At 68.0% G+C, this 1,500-nt stretch carries 1 protein-coding gene; it reads right to left on the bottom strand.

Features of this window, described 5'->3' with window-relative positions; translation table 11 throughout:
• The coding region (locus HLA95_RS27285) for an MBOAT family O-acyltransferase (RefSeq protein ID WP_191062384.1) at positions 1-1,500 on the bottom strand (1,500 nt) is incomplete at both ends.

Genomic DNA, 1,500 nt, shown 5'->3' on the forward strand with positions numbered 1-1,500 from the left:
TAGCTGAGATAGATCACCGAGGCGAAGAACGCGGCGCCCAGCGCCATGCCCCGCACGCCCGCCCGCCACGGAGAGGCAGCGCGGCCGCGCTGCCCGAACAGGCTCTCCGCCATGACGTCGGAGCGGGGCAGGAACAAGGCGAGCAGGGTGGCCACGGCCAGGAGCGGGCCGGCGCTGGCCCACAGGCGCAGCCGGATATAGCCGGCCCCGCCGAACTCCACCCCGACCTGCTCCAGCAGGCCGGCTGCCGGCCCCAGCGCCCAGCGCCAGGCATCGGGCAGGACCGGACCAGCCAGCGCCATGGCCTGCCAGATGCCGAGCATGCCCTCCAGCGTGGTCGCCCGGAACGGCACCCAGGCGATGAGCACGGCCAGCATCGTGATCGCCCAGCCCAGGCCCAGCTTGCGGCTGCCATCGTCATGGGGCTTGCCGCCGTTCAGGCGCTGCCACAGGCGCTGGATCACCAGGTAGGCGCCATGAAGCACGCCCCAGATCACGAAGGTCCACCCAGCGCCATGCCAGATGCCGCCCAGCAGCATGGTGACGAACAGGGCCAGGAGCTCGCGCGGGAAGCCGTGCCGGTTGCCGCCCAGCGGGATGTAGAGATAGTCGCGCAAGAAGCGGGACAGGGTGATGTGCCAGCGGCGCCAGAAGTCGCCGATCGAGTTGGCGCGGTACGGCCGGTCGAAGTTCTGCGGGAAGCGCACGCCGATCAGAAAGCCCAGGCCGATCGCCATGTCGGCATAGCCCGAGAAGTCGAAGAACAGCTGCAAGGCATAGGCCAGCGTGCCGGCCCAGGCCTCCAGCGTACTGACCGGCAGGCCCTGGTCGGCCGCGGCGAACACCGCATCGGCAATGGGTGCGATGTTGTCGGCGATCAGCACCTTCTTGGCCAAGCCCAGCACGAAGTAGGCGATGCCGGTGTTGACCGCGGCGACGTCGAACCGGCCGAAGCTTGGGCTGCGGAACTGGGGGATCATCTCCTTGTGGTGGATGATCGGCCCCGCGATCAGGTGCGGGAAGATGGTGACGAACAGGAGATAGTCGAGCGGGCCGTAAGGGCGGCTGCGGTCGCGCCAGATGTCGACCAGGAAGGCGATCTGGGTGAAGACATAAAAGGAGATGCCGATCGGCAGGATGATGGCGGCCATGCCGAAGCCGGTGCCCAGGAGGGCCTCGACATTGCCGACCACGAACATGGCGTACTTGAAGTAGCCGAGGCAGGCGAGGTTGCCGGCCACGCCCAGCAGCATCGCCAGCTTGCGCCGCCGCTCGTCCTTTTGCGCGAAGATCACCCAGCTCATGGTGAAGTTGAACAGCACCGTGCCCAGCAACAGCGGCAGGTAGTGCCAGTCCCAGTAGCCGGCGAACCAGACGGAGGCAGCCGCCAGCACGGCCACGGCCGCGACGGGTGGTGCGAACAGCCGCACGCCCCAGCACAAGGCCAGCACCACCGGCAAGAAGCCGAACAGGAACGGGTAGGAGCTGAACACCATCGGG

It is taken from the genome of Geminicoccus harenae (assembly GCF_019800005.1).
GTDB lineage: Bacteria > Pseudomonadota > Alphaproteobacteria > Geminicoccales > Geminicoccaceae > Geminicoccus > Geminicoccus harenae.